Annotated in this window: 14 protein-coding genes; 12 read left to right on the top strand and 2 right to left on the bottom strand. The window is 71.3% G+C overall.

Translation table 11 applies throughout. From position 1 onward, the window contains the following. The first annotated feature begins 2 nt into the window (after positions 1 to 2). The 7 genes from ACQCO7_RS38435 (at position 3) to ACQCO7_RS38405 (ending at position 8,325) form a co-directional block, all read left to right on the top strand. The gene (locus tag ACQCO7_RS38435) at positions 3 to 962 is read left to right on the top strand and encodes an ABC transporter permease (RefSeq protein ID WP_464076147.1); all 960 of its coding nucleotides are present in this window, start codon (positions 3 to 5) and stop codon (positions 960 to 962) included. After that, positions 959 to 1,837: an ABC transporter permease gene (locus ACQCO7_RS38430; protein ID WP_464076146.1), complete on the top strand. Its 879-nt coding sequence runs from the start codon at positions 959 to 961 to the stop codon at positions 1,835 to 1,837. Before ACQCO7_RS38435 ends, ACQCO7_RS38430 begins: the two co-directional genes overlap by 4 nt. Before the next feature lie 150 nt (positions 1,838 to 1,987). After that, positions 1,988 to 3,601 (top strand): dipeptide ABC transporter ATP-binding protein, encoded by a 1,614-nt coding sequence (locus tag ACQCO7_RS38425; protein ID WP_464076145.1) that lies wholly within the window; start codon positions 1,988 to 1,990, stop codon positions 3,599 to 3,601. Positions 3,602 to 3,714: 113 nt separating this feature from the next. Continuing rightward, entirely contained in the window at positions 3,715 to 4,407 is a 693-nt protein-coding gene (locus ACQCO7_RS38420; protein WP_464076144.1) for a FadR/GntR family transcriptional regulator, read from the top strand. A 75-nt stretch (positions 4,408 to 4,482) separates the two neighbouring features. Continuing rightward, on the top strand, positions 4,483 to 5,883 hold the full coding sequence (locus ACQCO7_RS38415; RefSeq protein ID WP_464076143.1) for a four-carbon acid sugar kinase family protein: 1,401 nt from the start codon (positions 4,483 to 4,485) through the stop codon (positions 5,881 to 5,883). A gap of 91 nt (positions 5,884 to 5,974) precedes the next feature. Next, on the top strand, positions 5,975 to 6,895 hold the full coding sequence (locus tag ACQCO7_RS38410; RefSeq protein WP_464076142.1) for an NAD(P)-dependent oxidoreductase: 921 nt from the start codon (positions 5,975 to 5,977) through the stop codon (positions 6,893 to 6,895). Beyond that, on the top strand, positions 6,892 to 8,325 hold the full coding sequence (locus tag ACQCO7_RS38405) for a GntT/GntP/DsdX family permease (RefSeq protein WP_464076141.1): 1,434 nt from the start codon (positions 6,892 to 6,894) through the stop codon (positions 8,323 to 8,325). Before ACQCO7_RS38410 ends, ACQCO7_RS38405 begins: the two co-directional genes overlap by 4 nt. Positions 8,326 to 8,331: 6 nt before the next feature. Here the strand turns inward: ACQCO7_RS38405 and ACQCO7_RS38400 are convergent, their stop codons facing one another. Next, the gene (locus ACQCO7_RS38400; protein WP_464076140.1) at positions 8,332 to 8,535 is read right to left on the bottom strand and encodes a hypothetical protein; all 204 of its coding nucleotides are present in this window, start codon (positions 8,533 to 8,535) and stop codon (positions 8,332 to 8,334) included. A gap of 114 nt (positions 8,536 to 8,649) precedes the next feature. Between ACQCO7_RS38400 and ACQCO7_RS38395 the strand changes: the two genes are divergently transcribed. Beyond that, on the top strand, positions 8,650 to 8,949 hold the full coding sequence (locus ACQCO7_RS38395; RefSeq protein ID WP_464076139.1) for a hypothetical protein: 300 nt from the start codon (positions 8,650 to 8,652) through the stop codon (positions 8,947 to 8,949). A gap of 101 nt (positions 8,950 to 9,050) precedes the next feature. Here the strand turns inward: ACQCO7_RS38395 and ACQCO7_RS38390 are convergent, their stop codons facing one another. Beyond that, positions 9,051 to 11,159: a glycoside hydrolase family 36 protein gene (locus ACQCO7_RS38390; protein WP_464076138.1), complete on the bottom strand. Its 2,109-nt coding sequence runs from the start codon at positions 11,157 to 11,159 to the stop codon at positions 9,051 to 9,053. Positions 11,160 to 11,206: 47 nt separating this feature from the next. On the opposite strand from ACQCO7_RS38390, the gene ACQCO7_RS38385 reads away from it, so the two are divergent. The 4 genes from ACQCO7_RS38385 (at position 11,207) to ACQCO7_RS38370 (ending at position 15,431) form a co-directional block, all read left to right on the top strand. Further along, a complete protein-coding gene (locus ACQCO7_RS38385; protein ID WP_464076137.1) occupies positions 11,207 to 12,244 on the top strand; it encodes a LacI family DNA-binding transcriptional regulator in 1,038 nt (345 codons plus the stop codon). A 120-nt stretch (positions 12,245 to 12,364) separates the two neighbouring features. After that, complete coding sequence (locus ACQCO7_RS38380; RefSeq protein WP_464076136.1) at positions 12,365 to 13,696, top strand: ABC transporter substrate-binding protein; 1,332 nt, start codon at positions 12,365 to 12,367, stop codon at positions 13,694 to 13,696. A 2-nt stretch (positions 13,697 to 13,698) separates the two neighbouring features. Next, on the top strand, positions 13,699 to 14,613 hold the full coding sequence (locus ACQCO7_RS38375; RefSeq protein WP_464076135.1) for a carbohydrate ABC transporter permease: 915 nt from the start codon (positions 13,699 to 13,701) through the stop codon (positions 14,611 to 14,613). Continuing rightward, the gene (locus tag ACQCO7_RS38370; protein ID WP_464076134.1) at positions 14,610 to 15,431 is read left to right on the top strand and encodes a carbohydrate ABC transporter permease; all 822 of its coding nucleotides are present in this window, start codon (positions 14,610 to 14,612) and stop codon (positions 15,429 to 15,431) included. Before ACQCO7_RS38375 ends, ACQCO7_RS38370 begins: the two co-directional genes overlap by 4 nt. The last annotated feature ends 63 nt before the right edge of the window (positions 15,432 to 15,494 follow it).

Genomic DNA, 15,494 nt, shown 5'->3' with positions numbered 1-15,494 from the left:
CGATGCGCGGATACGTGCTGAAACGGCTCGCCCAGGCGGTGGGCGTGCTGTGGGCGGCGTTCACGGTGTCGTTCGTGATCCTCTACTACCTGCCGGGCGACCCGGTCTCGGCGATGGCCGGGGCCGGCGCGGACTCGGCGCAGATCGACCCGGCCCAACTCGCCGCGCTGCGCCACGAGTACGGGTTCGACAAGCCGCTTCTCGCGCAGTACTTGGACGCGTCGGGGCGGGCGGTGCGCGGCGACTTCGGCGACGCGATCTCCACCGGCCGCCCGGTGAGTTCGACGATCGCCGACGCGCTGCCACAGACCCTGCAACTCACCTCGCTGGCCCTGCTGCTGGCGGTGGCCGGCGGGGGCGCTCTCGCGGTCCTCGCGACGTACACGCGGGCGCGCTGGCTGCGGCAGACCCTGCTGTCGCTGCCGCCGCTCGGGGTGTCGGTGCCGACGTTCTGGGTCGGACTGGTCCTCGTCGAGCTGTTCTCGTTCCGGCTGCGCTGGTTCCCGGCGTTCGGCAACGACGGGCTGGACGGGCTGATCCTGCCCGCCGTCACCCTCGCCGTCCCGACCGGCGCGCTGGTCGCGCAGGTGTTGGCCAAGAGCCTGCTCACGGCGCTGGACCAGGCGTACGTGGAGACGGCTCGCGCGAAGGGCGCCGGGCGGTGGCGGATCCATCTGCGGCACGCGCTGCGCAACGCGTCGCTGCCCGCGCTGACCGTCGTGGGGCTGCTCGTCGGGCAGCTCGTCGCCGGGTCCGTCGTCGTCGAGACGGTGTTCTCGCGCGACGGGCTCGGGCGGGTGACCGCAGCCGCCGTCACCGCGCAGGACATTCCGCTGGTCCAAGGGGTCGTCGTGTTCGGGGCGCTCGTGTTCGTGCTGGCGAACCTCCTCGTCGACCTCGTCTATCCGCTGCTCGATCCCCGGATCGTGGTCGCGCCGAGCCGGAAGGCGGTGGCCGTATGAGTCAGGCCGTCCTGGAGAGGGCCGACGAGACGCGGGCCGAGCCCGCGCCCGAACCCCGGCGCGTGGTGCGGTTCTTGGTGCGCCGGCCCGGTCTCGTCGTCTCGGGCGTGGTCGTCGTGCTGGTGGTGCTGGCCGCGTTCTGGCCGGACCTGTTCACGTCCAAGGACCCCTTGACGGGGGTTCCTTCGGAGAACTTCCGCGCTCCGAGCGCCCAGCACTGGTTCGGCACGGACGAGTTGGGGCGTGACGTGTTCACCCGGGTCGTGCACGGCGCCCAGTTGTCCCTCAAGGGCACGCTGGTCGCCGTGGGCGTCGCGTTCGTCGTCGGCGGGGCGCTGGGGCTGATCGCCGGGTTCGTCGGGCGGTGGGTGGACGACATCCTCATGCGGGTCGTCGACGTCCTGCTGTCGATCCCCGCGCTGTTCCTGTCCCTCGCGCTGGTCACCGCGCTGGGGTACGGCACGGTGAAGGTCGCGATCGCGGTCGGCATCGCGAGTGTGGCGCCGTTCGCGCGGGTGACCCGGGCCGAGGTGCTGCGGGTGCGGCAGGCGGTGTACGTCGAGGCCGCGCACGCGTCCGGGGCCCGCTGGTACTCGGTCCTGGGCCGCCATGTCGTGCCGGGCTCCGCCGGGCCGGTGATCGTCCTCGCGACCATCGAGCTGGGCAGCGCGATCCTCGCGGTGTCGGCGCTGAGCTTCCTCGGGTACGGGGCTCCGCCGCCGGCGCCGGAGTGGGGGACGTTGATCTCGGACGGGCGCAACTACCTGGCGAACGCGTGGTGGTTGACGGTGTTGCCGGGGGTGGTGATCGCGGCGGCGGTGCTGTCGACGAACCGGATCGCGCGGGCGTTGGACGATGAGTGGGGGCGGGCGTGAAGGGGGCGTTTCCCGAGAGCGGGCGGCATTTTCCGAGGACCGGCACGCCTCTTGAGAGGGGGCGGCGCTTCCCGGAGACCGGCCCGCTTCCTGTGAGCGCGCGGCGCTTCCCGGGACCGGCCCGGCACTTCGCAGAGATCGGCAACCGGTATGACCACTGAGCCCCTTCTTGAGATACGCGGCCTGACCGTCTCCTACGGCACCCGCACCGGCGCCCGCGTCCCCGCCGTACGCGGCGTCGACCTCGACGTCCGCGCCGGTGAGATCACCGCCGTCGTGGGCGAGTCGGGGTCCGGCAAGAGCACGACCGCGCACGCGGTCACCCGGCTCCTCGCGGCGAACGGCCGGATCGACGCGGGGACGGTCCGGTTCGGCCGGCACGACCTCACCGCCCTGTCCGAACCGGAGTTGCGCACGATCCGGGGTGCCAGGATCGGCCTGGTCCCGCAGGACCCGACCGTCTCGCTGAACCCGGTCAAGCGGATCGGCGAGCAGGTCGCCGAGGTCCTGCGCATCCACGGCCTGGCGACCCGGCGTACAGCACCCCGCGAGGCGATCGGCGTCCTCGCACAAGCGGGCCTGCCCGAACCGGCGGTGCGCGCCCGGCAGTACCCGCACGAACTCTCCGGCGGCATGCGCCAACGCGCCCTGATCGCCGTGGCGATCGCCGCCCGCCCGGAACTGATCATCGCGGACGAGCCGACGAGCGCGCTGGACGTCACCGTGCAGCGCGTCATCCTCGACCACCTCCAGCACCTCACCGAGGAGACGGGTACGGCGATCCTCCTCGTCACCCACGACCTGGGCGTGGCGGCGGACCGGGCACGCCAGTTGGTCGTCATGTCCGAGGGCAAGGTCGTCGAAGCGGGCCCGACGCAGGAGATCCTGACGAACCCCCAGCACCCCTACACACGCGGCTTGCTGGCCAGCGCCCCGAGCCTCGCCGAGGCCCGCCCCCGCCCCGCCGCACCCCTCACCTCACCGACCCCGCTCCTCGAACTCCGGGGCGCGGTCAAGGAGTTCAAGCTCTCCGGCGGCACCACCCTGCGTGCCGTGGACGACGTCAGCCTCACCCTGCACCGGGGCCGCACCCTCGCCCTGGTCGGTGAGTCCGGCTCGGGCAAGTCGACGACCGCGCGGCTGGCCCTGCGCCTGACGGACGCGTCGGCCGGGCAGATCCTGTTCGACGGCGCCGACGTGACGACCGTACGCGGCGCGGGGACACGCCAACTCCGGCGCCGGGCCCAGCTCGTGTACCAGAACCCGTACGCCTCGCTGGACCCGCGCTTCTCGATCGGCGAGACGATCACCGAGCCGCTGCGCGCGTTCAAGGTCGGCGACCGCGCCGAACGGCTCGCGAGGGCACGGGAGTTGCTGGACCGGGTCGCGCTCCCGGCGTCGTACCTGGAGCGCCGCCCGGCGGAGTTGTCGGGCGGACAGCGGCAACGCGTCGCGATCGCGCGGGCGTTGGCGCTCTCGCCGGACCTCGTGGTGTGCGACGAGCCGGTGTCCGCGCTGGACGTCTCCGTGCAGGCCCAAGTCCTGGAGCTGCTCGCTCAGTTGCAGGCCGACACGGGGATGGCGTACCTGTTCATCTCGCACGACCTGGCCGTGGTCCGGCAGCTCGCGCACGAGGTCGCCGTCATGAGGTCAGGCCGGGTCGTCGAGACGGGCACGGCGGACGACCTGTTCGCGCGGCCCGGTCACGCGTACACCCGCGAGTTGCTCGCGGCGATCCCCGGGCAGCACGCGATCGTCAACTGACGGATCGATGTGGGCCGTTGTCTTGACGGCCCACATCCCTGCTGCCATCGTTTCCGGCACCGAGACATCAGACGTCTGACATCTGATGTAGGAGCCGAGCGAAAGACACGTCCATGTCCCTCGCAGACGACCTCGCGGAGCAGTTGCTGACCGCGATCATCGACGGGCAGTACCCGCCGGACAGCGCCCTCCCGCCCGAGGGCGAGCTGTCCGGGATCGGCGGGGTGAGCCGGCTGACCGTGCGCGAGGCCGTGAAGGCGCTGCGCGCGCAGAACGTCGTACGGGTGGTGCGCGGGCGCGGCACGTACGTCAACCCGCCGGACCGGTGGACGGCGCTCGAACCCGTCGTGCGGGCCGCCTCCCGGTCGGCGAGCGGGGCGCTGTCGGAGCGGCTGATCGAGGCGCGGCGGCTGATCGAGAACGGCGCGTGCGAGCTGGCCGCGACGCGGCGTACGGAGGAGGATCTCGCGGAACTGCGGCGGCGGTTGGAGCTGATGCGGGAGGCCGCCGAGAGCGCGGACACCGAGCTGTTCGTGCAGGCCGACATCGACTTCCACGACATCGTGATGCGGGCCTCGGGGAACCTCTTCGTGCCGCTGCTGTTCGAGCCGTTCGGGGCGCTGCTGGTGGAGGGGCGGCGGGAGACGTCGGCCGTGCCGGAGATCCGGACACACGCCATCGCGCATCACGAACGGGTGCTGGCCGCGCTGGAGTCGGGGAGCGCGGAGGCGGCGCGGGCGGCTATGGACGGGCACATGAAGCAGACCGCGGACGACCTGCGGACGCATGTGATCAAGCGGGACTGAGCCGGTCCAACACCCCTGTCCCCCTCAGCCCGTTCAGCCCATTCAGTCGTATCTTTCAGAGAAGAGGACACCCCCATGCCCTCGTACGTCCCCGAAGCCGCCGTCCTCGCCGGTCTCCCCCCGGTCCGCGAGGTCGCCGCCGCCGAAGTCGCCGCCCGGCTGTCCGGCGCGCCCCGCCTGGTCGTCCTCGACGACGACCCGACCGGGACCCAGACCGTCGCCGGCGTCCCCGTCCTCACCTCCTGGACGGTGGACGACCTGCGCTGGGCGCTGCGCCAGGACACGTCCGCGTTCTTCGTCCTCACCAACACCCGTAGCCTGTCCGCCGGTTCGGCGGCCGAGCGCAACCGCGAGGTGGTGCGCGCCCTGCGGGAGGCGTCGGCGGCCGAGGGGGTCGCGTACGTCCTCGCGAGCCGGGGCGACTCGACGCTGCGGGGACACTTCCCGCTCGAAACCGACGTGCTCGCCGAGGAGTCGGCGGACGTCGACGGGGTCGTCCTGGTGCCCGCCTACATCGAGGCGGGGCGGCTGACCGTCGACTCCCGGCACTGGATGCGTACGCCGGACGGTCTGCTCCCCGTAGGCGAGAGCGAGTTCGCGCGCGACGCGACGTTCGGCTACCGCAGCTCCTTCCTGCCCGACTGGGTCGAGGAGAAGACGGGCGGCCGGGTGCGTGCCGACGAGGTGCTCCGGATCACCCTCGACGACCTGCGCGGTGGCGGACCAGCCCACACCGCGCGCCTGTTGGGCTCGTTGCGGGGTGGCTGTACGGCCGTCGTGGACGCCGTGTGCGACGACGATCTGCGCGTCCTCGCCGTCGCGGCGACCGAGGCGAAGGACACGCGGCTGCTGTACCGGGTCGGGCCGTCGTTCGTGCGGGCCCGCGCCGGTCAGGAGGGCCGACCGCCGCTGACCCGGGGCGAGTTGAGCGGGATGCGGGAGGCGGGGCGGCACGGGTTGATCGTCGTCGGCTCCCATGTCTCCCTGACGACGCGGCAGGTGGACCGGCTCCGGGAGCGGGGCGGGATCGCCGAGTACGAACTCGACGTGGCCGCGCTGCTCGACGACGACCGGCGGGACGCGCACGTCGCCGAGGTCGCGTCGGCCGCCGCTGCGGGGATGGGCTCGTCGGACGTCGTGATCCGTACGTCCCGCACGCTGGTCACCGGTGCGGACGCGGACGCCAGCCTCGCGATCTCGCGCCGGGTCTCGGCCGCGCTGGTCGAGACCGTCCGCCGGGTCACCTCCCTTCGCCGGCCGGGGTTCGTGGTCGCCAAGGGCGGGATCACCTCCAGCGACACGGCGACCGACGGGCTCGGGATCTGCCGCGCGTGGGCACGCGGGACGCTGCTGCCGGGGATCGTCTCGCTGTGGGAGCCGGTGGAGGGGGCCGCCGCCGGGATTCCGTACGTCGTGTTCGCGGGGAACGTCGGGGACGACGAGGCGTTGGCCGACGCGGTCGCGCTGCTGCGGTAACTCCCCCTTCTTTTAAGGACCTTCACCGATCGGGGACTCGACTTCCCCCCCATCCTGGCTGCCCCCGAAGCCGCCTTCAGAAAGGACGATGATGTCCGCCCTGCCCCGTACCGCTGTCCTCGGCCTGGGTGCCATGGGGTTGCCCATGGCCCGCCGCCTCGCCGCCGAACTCCCCGTCTCCGTCTACGACATCGACGCCTCGCGCCGGGCAACCCTCGCCGCCAAAGGCGCACATGACGCTGCGTCACCCGCCGAGGCGGTACAGGACGCCGACGTGGTCCTCGTCGCCGTACGCGATCAACTCCAGGTGGAGGGCGCGCTGTTCGGGACGGCGGGGGCGGTGGAGGCGTTGCGGGCGGGAGCCGTCGTCGTCCTCACCAGCACGGTCGGGCCCGAGGCGGCTCGGTCGACGGCCCGACGGCTCGCGGAGCGTGGGGTGTTGACGGTCGACGCGCCGGTGAGCGGTGGGCCCGTGCGGGCCGGGGCCGGGGATCTGCTGATCGTCGTGGGCGCCGAGGAGACCGCGCTCAAGACGGCCCGGCCGGTGCTCGAACGGCTCGCGTCCACCCTCACATTGGTGGGTGCGCGGCCCGGGGACGGGCAGGCGATGAAGGCCGTCAACCAGCTGCTCGCCGGGGTGCACATCGCCGCTGCCGCCGAGGCCATCGCCCTCGCGCGCGGGCTCGGGCTCGACCCCGCGACCGTCGTCGAGAGCCTGGGCCAAGGGGCCGCCGGTTCCTTTATGTTCGCCGACCGGGGGCCGCGCATGGTCCAGTTGTACGACGGTTCCGGCGAACCCGAGGTCAAGTCGCGGCTCGACATCTTCGTCAAGGACATGGGGATCGTGACCGGGGTCGCGCGCGACGCGCACGTACCCGTGCCGCTCGCGGCAGCCGCCGAACAGCTGTATCTCCTGGGCGAGCGGGCCGGGTTGGGGGCGCGTGACGACTCGACGGTCGTCACCGTCCTGTCCCCGTCGACGTCCCCGTCCCAGGAAGGGGCCGGACAGTGAGCCACGGCGCGCTGCTCGGCATCGCGGCGGCCGGGGTCGGGCTGCTGCTCCTGCTGATCCTGTGGGGCAAGGTCCAGCCGTTCGTCGCGCTGGTCGTCGTCAGCGTCGGCGTCGCCCTCGTGGCCGGGGTGCCCGCCGCCGACCTCGTGAAGACCATCGAGGAGGGGATGGGCGCCACCCTCGGGCACATCGCCACCATCATCGCCCTCGGCGCGATGATCGGCCGCATCATCGAACTCTCCGGCGGCGCCCACGCGTTCGCCCACTCCCTCATCGACCGCTTCGGTTCCCGGCGCACCCCGTTCGCACTCACCGTCGCCGGGTTCGTCCTCGGCATCCCCGTCTTCTTCGAGGTCGGGCTCATCATCCTGATGCCGATCGCGTACGGGGTCGCGCGGGCGTCCCGTAAGCCGTTGCTGGTGTACGCGCTGCCGATGGGCGCGGCGATGCTGACCGTCCACGCGTTCCTGCCGCCGCACCCGGGTGCCGTCGCCGGGATCGAGGCGATCGGGGCGAGTCAGGGGCTGGTGCTGCTGATGGGGATACCGGTGACGGCGGCCGTGGTGGTGCTGGGGTACTTCGTGTCGCGGCGGATGACGCGGCGGGAGTACCCGATGGACCCGGCGGTGCGGGCGGAGGTGTACGGGGAGGAGGTCAACTCGGCTGACCCTGACGGGGGTTCACCCTCTACAGGCGCCGGTGACGGTCACGGCACCGCCGTACTCACCAAACCCTCCCCCGTGGAGACCGACGTACGACCGCCCTCCTTCGGCATGGTCCTGGCCCTCATCGTCACCCCCATCCTCCTGATCCTCCTCGGCACGATCGGCGAGAACACCCTCGCCGAGGGGTCGACGCTACGGGCCGTCCTCACCGTTCTGGGCGCGCCGATGGTCGCGCTGCTCGTCGATGTCGCCCTGTGCGGCTGGCTGTTGGGCGCGCAGCGCGGCTGGGACCGGTCCAGGATCGCGGAGGTGATGGGCTCGGCGCTCCCCCCGGTGGCGATGGTCATCCTGGTCGCCGGGGCGGGCGGCGTCTTCGGCAAGGTCCTGGTGGCGAGCGGCATCGGTGACGCGATCGCCGACACCCTCGAACGCACCGGCCTCCCGGCCCTGTTCCTCGCCTTCTTCACGGCCCTCGCCCTGCGAGCGGCCCAGGGCTCGGCGACAGTCGCGTTGATCACGACGGCCGGCATCCTGACCCCCCTGCTCGAACGCGCCGCCCTCTCCACCGGCCAACTCTCCCTGGTGGCCCTGTCGATGGGCGCCGGCGCCCTCACCCTCTCCCACATCAACGACGCCGGGTACTGGATGTTCACCCGCCTCGCGGGGCTGGACGTCGCGTCCGGGCTGCGTACGTGGACGGTGCTGACGACGGTGATGGGGTTCGCGGGGTTCGGGTTGACGGCCGCGCTGTGGGTGGTGGTGTGAACCCGCTCAGCGTTCGACGTGGTAGCGACTCTGGGAGATGACGTCCTGGCGGAGTTTGCCGGTGAACTCCGGAGTACGGACGATGCGGTCGACCCCGCCGGCCTTGCTGTGCCGCAGTGCGCTCCGAAAATTGCTTTCGAGCGTGGCCGCCATCCTCGTCATGAGGTCGTCGGTGAGGGGGTAGAGCCAGTTCTCGACGGAGTCGCCCAACGGACCGAACTTCGGGACACCGGTGGGCCTGGGAGTCCCACAGACAGCACCGTCGGGAGAGTAACGCCATGGGTTAGGGTCTCCCCCTGTCAGCACGGAAAACAGGGGGAGACCATGACTCCGTACGAGTTGGGCGGGGAACTCGGGGGCGGGACGGTCTACGTCGCGATCGGTCTGGCCGTCGTCTGGATCGCGACAGGCCGCTGGCGTGACTACCCGCCGTCCGAGGGCAGGACCGCCGACGAGGTCGAGAACGTGGTCCGCTCCCGCACCCGCCTGGTCAAGTTCTCGGTCCTCGGATTCGCGGGCCTGTGGCTGCTGGCGAACGTCGCGATCATCACGTGGGTGACGTACCACGGAACCCCCGTCGCCCACCCGCCTGCGGGAGGCGTACCTGTACCGCTGACACCGTGAGCGCCTCCTGGGCAAGGCCGCAGGCAGCGAAGGGGGCCTGACCTAGCGCGGCCGGGCGGGCACACCCCGGGACCAGTCACCGCCCCGCAGGGCTCGCCGACTCAGCTCAACCGCACCAACACCACCCCCGGCACCCGAGGCACCGACACCACCACCCCGCCCCCGTCCCACACCGCGCCCCCACTCCCCGCAGCACTCGGATGCAACACCTCGACCCCCACCTCCGGCCCCGCCACATGCTCAACAGGCACCCGGAGTTCGTCCTCTCCACCTCGGCGCCACACGGACAGATACGTCGCCCCGCCCGGCACCCGCATCCCCAGCACCACCCACTCGTCCCCCCACCCCGGCAACCCCACCGGCCAGAACGGCAACCCCCGCGCCAGATCGCCCCGAATCGCCTTGTACGTGTCCAACGCCCCGTGCACCAAGGCGATCTGACGAGAAGTCATCCGATCCAGATGCCCCGACAGGTGAACCCGCCCCAACAGCGCCCCACCCAACGTGAACGAGATCAACTCGTCGGAGTACGACGGCTGGGGGTAGGCCCACACGGCCCCCTGCTCAGGCGGCGCAGCCGTCGGCGCGGACGCCGCGATGGGCGGATACCGCAAGGGGTCCTGTTGGTCGCTGGTGGACTGGAGTTGGGAGACGGCGAGGGTGGCGCCGTCCATGCGCATCCCCCCGGACGCACAGTTCTCGACGACCAACCCCGGATACCGGTCCAACACCCCTGACAGCCACGACAGATACGCGTGGCCGTGCCCGAGCAGCCCCGCCCCTGGCGCGAGGTCCCCGGGCCCGACCGTCCCGGGGTCGACGACGATGTTGTAGTCGAGCTTGAGGTACCCCACCCCCCACTCCCCGACGATCCGGTCGACGGTCCGGTCGAGGTGGGCGCGAGCGGCCGGGTGCCTCAAGTCGAGCTGGTGGCGGCCCTGTTCGGTGAGCCGGATGCCGTCCCGCTGGAAGAAGGCGTCGTCGGGAAGCGACCGGGCGACGGGGCTGCGTACGCCCACGACCTCGGGCTCCAGCCAGAGTCCGGGCACCATCCCGCGCTCCCGGATCCGCTCCAGCACCCGCTGAATACCCCCGTCGGGAAAGCGCCGGGCGGACGGCTCCCACGCGCCGACGCTGTCCCACCACCCGTCGGCGTCGTCGTCGTACCACCCGGAGTCGATGCAGAAATACTCCGCCCCCGCCTCGGCCGCCGCGTCGATCAACGGCAGCAGCTTCGCCGTGGTCGGGTCCCCCATCAGCGTGTTCATGTAGTCGTTGAAGACGACGGGCAGCGCCACATGGTCGGCGTGCGGGCGCCGCACAGCACGCCGGTACGAGGTCAGCGCCCCCATCGCGTCGTCGAACCCGGCACCGGCCGCCAGGGCGACAGGCACGGTCGTGAACGACTCCCCCGCCCCGAGCCGCACCCGCCACTGATGCTCGGCGTCGGTGGGCCCGTTGAGGGCGAGGTACGTCCTCCCGTCCCGCTCCCCCAGATCCCACCGCCACCCGGCGGGCGACTCGATCTGCCACAACCAGGCCCGCCCGTCGCCCACTTCGGTCAGCGCGCCCATGGCGAGGTGCCCGTCGGTGGGCCAACTCCCGCGCCCGGTGAGGCGGAACGCGGCCCGGCTGTCGTGCTGGTGCACGGCGGCCCCGATATCGGCGACGACGTCCCGCACCGGCGCACAGTCCCAACGGCACTCCGCGAGCCAGTCGTTGCGAGCCCAGTGCACGTCCAGCAAGTGAGGAGGCGGCAGTACGCCGAGGAGCAGACTGCTGACGGACTGGACGACAAGAGGCTCACGACCGTCGTTCCGGAGCCGGACCCGGGACCGCAGCACCGACACCCCGGCGACACTCCCGAACTCGACGAAGGCGGTCAATCCGGTCCCGGCGTCGTGGAGTTCGACAGTCATCCCTTCGGCCCGCGCCGAATGCCCTTGATACCGCAGCCGGTTACCGAGAGCCGTCCCGGTGAAGCGCGGCCCCGACCACCCGCTCCCCTGCCCGAACGCCGTCAACTCGACCAGCGGCAGCGCGACTTCGGGATCGACCCGCTTCCCGTCGACCCCCACCCGCACCACCCTCGGCGTCCCGTCGGAAGCGACCCCGAACTCCACCTCAAGACCCTCATGACCCCAGACAAGCCCGTCCACCGTGCCGGTCACGGCACCTCCCGTCCGCGTGAATCCGTCGTGTGAATCCATCGTTACGGTCTCTTGACGACCCTTGTGTGACCGGTCACAATCCTGGCATGGATGTGACCGGTCACACAAGGCGCCCGGCGAGCATCAGGGATGTGGCGAGCGCCGCCGGCGTCTCGTACCAGACCGTGTCCCGGGTGATCAACGACCACCCCAGCGTGCGCCAGGAGACGCGCGACAGGGTGCTCGCGGCGATCGGCGAACTGGGCTTCCGGCGCAACGCGACGGCGCTGGCGCTGGCCAGCGGGCGCAGCCGCAGCGTGACGGTGCTGACGGCGAACACGACGCACTACGGGTACGCGGCGATCCTCCAGGGCATCGAGGAGGCGGCCCGCGCGGCGGCGTACGCGGTCGGGATCGGCGTCCTGGAGTCGGCCGACGAGGCTGCCGTCACCGCAGAGGTGCGGCGCGCGGCGGACGCGAGCGGTGGTCTCATCGTGATCGCATACGACCCGGCGGGCGTACGGGCGTTGACGGCCGTGCCCGCCGAACTCCCGGTCGTGGGCGTGGTGGAGACCCCGGCGAGCCCCCCGGACGGCGACCGCCCCTGGGTGTGGACGGACGACCGCCAGGCGGCGTACGAGGTGACGCGCCACCTCCTCGCGCTGGGCCACGGCACGGTGCAGTACGTGGCGATCCCCTCCAGCACCCGGCGTACGGCCGCCCGCACCGAGGGCTGGCGTCAGGCACTGCGCGAGGCCGGTGCCGCCGTTCCCCGCCCGCTGCAAGGGAGTTGGGGACCGGCCGGCGGACACGCGGCGGGCCGGAAGCTGGCCCGCGACCCCGCCGTCACGGCGATCCTGTGCGGCAACGACGACCTGGCGCTCGGTGTCCTGCGCGCCCTGCACGAGGCGGGGCGCGGTGTGCCCGGCGAGGTCAGCGTGGCCGGTTTCGACGACGCGCCCCACGCGGCCTACCTCACTCCGTCCCTGACGACCGTCCGCCTCGACTTCACCGGCCTCGGCAGAGCGGCGTTCGCCTCGCTGCACGGGGTGCTGGAGAAGTCGGCACAGATCGCCCCGCACCCCGTCTCCGTACCGGAGCTGGTGGTGCGGGAGAGCACGGCGGCACCGCACATCAGGCTCTGAACTCCCCGCACGAGCGACGCCGCACCGCCCCCTGAAATCCCCGCACACCGCAACACCCCTCACGAGCACCACTGTTCTGATCCTGCTTCCTGGAACCACCCCGTTCTCGAAAGGCACGTGATGCAGACAAGAGCTCTCCCGGCCCTGGCGCTGATCTGCGCCCTCGGCCTTGCCGCCACCGCGTGCAGCGACCCGACCGCGGGGGACTCCGGCGCGGACGCGAAGGGCACGAAGCGCGCGGCCGTCGACCCGACCGCGCGCCTGGACGGCGTGAAACTGACGATGTGGACCGCGCAGAACACGGTCACCGCGCCGAAGCAGGTGATCGACGCCTTCGAGAAGGCGACCGGCGCGCGGGTCGAGACGCAGGCGGTCCCGGACCTGTACGAGCAGAACGTGCCGACGAAGCTCGCCTCGGGCGACCGCCCGGACCTGATGTTCTGGCAGCCCTCCATCTCCACGCTGCCGTTCGTCCAGCCGAAGCAGAACCTGCTCACGCTGGACGGCGAACCGTGGGTGGCGAAACTCGGCGGCACGGAACAGAAGTTGGGCGTGATCGACGGCAAGCGGTACGCGGCGATCGTCACCAGCCCCGCGATGCTCGGCGTCTACTACAACAAGGACGTCTTCCGCCGGGCGGGCCTGAGCGAGAAGGACTTCCCGAAGTCCTACGACCAGCTCCTCGCCCTCGGCCGCACGGTGACCGACAGGACGGACGCGGCGGGCTTCTACGAGGCCGGGGGCGACAAGTGGCCCCTCCAGTGGCAGATGCAGCTCCAGTTGACCGACCTGGCCCCGGCGTGGTGGGACGGCCTCAACAAGGGCGAGAAGAAGTGGACCGACCCGGTCGTGGTCGCCGCGGTCAAGAAGTACAAGGACAAGCTCCTCGACGCGGGGCTCGCGCAGAAGAACTACCGCACCGGCACGTTCACGGGCCAGGCGGACGCCCTGTGGAAGGGCGAGGCGGGGATGGTCCTCAACGTCACGTCGTTCCAGAGCCAGTTGCAGGCCAAGTACTCCACCGCCGAGATCGACCGGCGGATCGGCTGGTTCCCGGTCGCCAACTCCTCGGCGACGGGCCTGTATTCACCGGACCAGACGAACGGCGTGGTCGCCTTCCGCACCGGTGACGAGAAGCGGGAGAACGCCGCCCGGCAGTTCCTCGCGTTCTGGCTCGGCCCCGACTACGCCGACTACATCGCGGCGATGAAGATCCCGTCCGTACAGCCGTCGGTGCCGACCCCGGCCGGGCTGCCGGAGACGTCCACGGCCCAAGTGGCCGCGCTGCCCAAGGCGATCGGCGTCTTCCAGGCCAAGGCGATCGTCGCCCCCGACACGCACCTCTACCTGGCCGACATGATCTACGGCAAGAAGAGTCCGCAGCAGGTCGCGCAGGCGATCCAGGACCAGTTCGCCCAGGTCGCCAAGGCGCAGGGCGCGCCCGGGTTCTGACGATGACTCAGACCGCGATACGCACCAGCTCCAGCCCCACGAAACGCGGTACCCCGGGAAAGCTCCCCCGCGCCGCCGTCCACCACCCCTGGTGGTTCGCGCTCCCCGCCATCCTCGTCTTCGCGGGCTTCTTCCTCGCCCCCAACCTGCTCAACTTCTATTACCCGTTCACGAACTGGTCGTCGTACCACTCGGACATCTCGTTCACGGGCCTCGACAACTTCACGACGGTCGCCGAGGACGGCTCCCTGCTGCGGGCGATCCGTACGACGCTGCTGTACGCCGTCCTCGCCGCGCTGTTCCAGAACGGCTTCGGTCTCGGCCTCGCGCTGCTGCTGGAGGCGGACACCCGGTTCAACCGGTTCTTCCGGGCCGTGTTCTTCCTGCCGGTGCTGATCTCGGCGCTCGCCACGGGGTACGTGTTCCAGGCGCTCCTGGACCAGGACGGCGCCCTCAACTCCGTGCTGGGGACGGACGTTCCGTGGCTGGGGTCGACGACCTGGACGCTGGTGATCGTGAGTGTCATCCACGGCTGGAAGTGGATGGGCCTCGCGATGCTGATCTATCTCGCGGGGCTCAAGGGCATCCCGAACGACATGCTCGAAGCCGCGCGGATGGACGGCGCCGGGCCCTGGCGGACGTTCCGGTCGGTGCGCTGGCCGATGCTCGCACCGGCCGTGACCTTCAACGTGACGACCGCGCTGATCGGTTCGATGAACACCTTCGACATCGTGCAGGCCACGACCGGCGGGGGCCCGGCCGCCTCCACGGAGGTCTTCAACATCTACATGTTCCGGATCTTCGGCCAGGGCCTGTACGCGCAGGCCACGGCGATGAGCCTGGTCCTCTTCCTGATCGTGGTCGCGGTGGCGATCCCGCTGGTCGTCGGGCTGAGGCGAAGGGAGCAACTGCTGTGAGCGCCTGGCGCGTTGTCCGCCCCGCCCTCGTCGTCCTCATCGCCGCGCTCGCCATCGGCGTACCGCTGTGGCTGGTCGCCGTCACCTCCGCGAAGCCGCAGGGGGAGGCCGTCAAGCCGAACCTGGACCTGCCGCGGCACTGGCAGCCCGCGAGCAACTACCACGACGCCGTCAGCCAGGGGGAGATGCTGCGCGGGCTGCTCAACTCCCTGCTGGTCGTGGTCCCTTCGGTCGTCCTCGTGCTGGTGCTCGGCGCGGGGGCCGCGTGGGTGTTCGCGCGCCGTAAGTCCCGTCTCGTGTCGGCGGCTTACGCGCTGTGCATCAGCGGGCTGCTGCTGCCTCCGGCGGTCGTGACCGTCGTGATGGAGCTGCGGCAACTGGGGCTGGCGAACACGCGGCCCGGGATGATCGCCGTGTACACCGGCATGTATCTGTCGACGTCCATCTTCTTCATGACGGGGTTCATCCGCGCGATCCCCTTCGAACTGGAGGAGGCGGCGCGGATCGACGGGGCACGCCCGGCGCGGATCTTCGTACGGATCGTCCTGCCGCTGCTGCGACCCGTGATCGCGACCGCGACGATCATGGTGACGCTCTATGCGTGGAGCGACGTCTTCTACGCGTTCTTCGTCCTCGGCGGCGGAGAGCGGGCCACCCTGCCGCTCAACCTCTACCAGGTGGCCAGCGCCCAGCTCTACCTCAACAACTGGCACCTCGTCTTCGCGTACGTCGTGGTGATGAGCCTGCCGATGGTCGCCGTGTTCCTCGTCGGCCAGCGAAAGATCGTGTCCGGAATCACCAGTGGAGCCGTCAAATGACCGGAGGTCCATCAGCGTGACCGCCCCCACCCGCACGAGATCCCGCGTCCGAACCGCCCTTGT

This window comes from Streptomyces saintjeani, assembly GCF_055409605.1.
Note: the sequence above shows the minus strand (reverse complement) of the source record. Positions and strands in the feature narration are given on the sequence as shown.

Coding starts and splice junctions, on each gene's coding strand:
- ACQCO7_RS38435 (WP_464076147.1), top strand. CDS start 3: ATGCGCGGATACGTGCTGAAACGGCTCGCCCAGGCGGTGGGCGTGCTG.
- ACQCO7_RS38430 (WP_464076146.1), top strand. CDS start 959: ATGAGTCAGGCCGTCCTGGAGAGGGCCGACGAGACGCGGGCCGAGCCC.
- ACQCO7_RS38425 (WP_464076145.1), top strand. CDS start 1,988: ATGACCACTGAGCCCCTTCTTGAGATACGCGGCCTGACCGTCTCCTAC.
- ACQCO7_RS38420 (WP_464076144.1), top strand. CDS start 3,715: ATGTCCCTCGCAGACGACCTCGCGGAGCAGTTGCTGACCGCGATCATC.
- ACQCO7_RS38415 (WP_464076143.1), top strand. CDS start 4,483: ATGCCCTCGTACGTCCCCGAAGCCGCCGTCCTCGCCGGTCTCCCCCCG.
- ACQCO7_RS38410 (WP_464076142.1), top strand. CDS start 5,975: ATGTCCGCCCTGCCCCGTACCGCTGTCCTCGGCCTGGGTGCCATGGGG.
- ACQCO7_RS38395 (WP_464076139.1), top strand. CDS start 8,650: ATGACTCCGTACGAGTTGGGCGGGGAACTCGGGGGCGGGACGGTCTAC.
- ACQCO7_RS38390 (WP_464076138.1), bottom strand. CDS start 11,159: ATGGATTCACACGACGGATTCACGCGGACGGGAGGTGCCGTGACCGGC.
- ACQCO7_RS38385 (WP_464076137.1), top strand. CDS start 11,207: ATGGATGTGACCGGTCACACAAGGCGCCCGGCGAGCATCAGGGATGTG.
- ACQCO7_RS38380 (WP_464076136.1), top strand. CDS start 12,365: ATGCAGACAAGAGCTCTCCCGGCCCTGGCGCTGATCTGCGCCCTCGGC.
- ACQCO7_RS38375 (WP_464076135.1), top strand. CDS start 13,699: ATGACTCAGACCGCGATACGCACCAGCTCCAGCCCCACGAAACGCGGT.